This window comes from Stenotrophomonas daejeonensis, assembly GCF_001431505.1.
Classification (GTDB): Bacteria; Pseudomonadota; Gammaproteobacteria; order Xanthomonadales; family Xanthomonadaceae; genus Stenotrophomonas; species Stenotrophomonas daejeonensis.
This window is the reverse complement of record NZ_LDJP01000021.1, coordinates 1-1,254: the sequence shown is the minus strand read 5'-3', so window position 1 is coordinate 1,254 and position 1,254 is coordinate 1. Positions and strand designations below refer to the sequence as shown.

Below are 1,254 nucleotides of genomic sequence, written 5' to 3'. Positions count from 1 at the left end.
CCTGTACTCCGCTCTCACCTGCAACGGTAACGGGATAAATGACACAAGCGACGCCAGTCGCGACGGGGCTTTCCCGGGAAAGCCCCATCGCGACTGGCGTCGCTTGTGTCATTTATCCCGTTACCGTTGCAGGTGAGAGCGGAGTGCGGCAGCCCGTTCAGTCGCGGTGCCAAGCAAGCACGTGTAGGAGTCAGGGGCGCCGCACTCCGTGCTCCCATCCTCAGCCCGAACAGTTGATCGGATCACAGTCCGAAGCGAACAAGCATGGGATCGATGGGAGTGCTCTCGTCCCCAGCTTACGTCGGAGGCGTGATGAATACCTGTGTCGGCATTGATGTTTCCAAGGATGAATTGGTCGTCCATGTCCTGCCCACGGAAGCGGCCCGCACGTTTCCCAACACGGCCGACGGGCGGGCCGATCTGCTGGGCTGGCTGCTGCCGCAGCCCCACCCGCGGGTGGTGTTCGAAGCCAGCGGTGGGTACGAGCGCGATCTGCTCGATACCCTGCACCACGCCGGCCTGAATGCCGTGCGCTTGCCGCCCCGGCGCCCACGCGCCCTGGCCCAGGCACTGGGCCTGAAGGCCAAGACCGATGCGATCGATGCCCGTGTCCTGGCCGTGGCCGCGCAGTTGCTGCCGGCCGCGCCTACCGTCCCGTTGACGGCGGCCACCCAAACCCTGCGCGAATGGTTGCACGTGCGTACGGCCCTGGTGAACGAACGCGACAGCCTGCGGCGGCGACGGATACACCTGCGCCAAGCATCGGTACGGGCCTGGGTGGACGCCCATATCGCCGACCTGCAAGGGCGCATCGCCGAGGTCAACACACAGCTGGAACAGGCACTGGCCGCCTGCGACCTCTCCTTGCCCGCCGCCCCGGGGCTGGGGCCGATCCTGCGCGCTACCCTGGCCGCCCGCCTGCCGGAACTGGGGACACTGGATCGCCGTCGGATCGCCGCCCTGGTCGGGCTGGCCCCCTACAACCGTGACAGCGGTCGCTGGAAGGGCCAGCGCTGCATCAGCGGCGGCCGCCCCGACGTCCGCCGGGTGCTGTACATGGCCACCTGGGCCGCCATCCGGGCCCGCTCACCACTGGCCAGCACTTACCAACGGCTGGTCAACGCCGGCAAACCCAAAAAATTGGCCGTCACCGCCTGCATGCGCAAGTACCTCACCATGCTCAACGCCATGCAGCGCGACAACCTGCCTTGGAACCCAAAAGGAAGCTCTGCATGAAATGACAGTTGACTCCTA

1 protein-coding gene is annotated in these 1,254 nt (G+C 66.3%); it reads left to right on the top strand.

Going from position 1 to position 1,254, the window contains the following annotated elements:
- The first annotated feature begins 312 nt into the window (after positions 1 to 312).
- Complete coding sequence (locus ABB34_RS04405) at positions 313 to 1,236, top strand: IS110 family transposase (protein ID WP_083490059.1); 924 nt, start codon at positions 313 to 315, stop codon at positions 1,234 to 1,236.
- The last annotated feature ends 18 nt before the right edge of the window (positions 1,237 to 1,254 follow it).

Excerpts from the sequence above, each read along its gene's own strand:
- ABB34_RS04405 (WP_083490059.1), top strand. The coding sequence starts at position 313 with ATGAATACCTGTGTCGGCATTGATGTTTCCAAGGATGAATTGGTCGTC.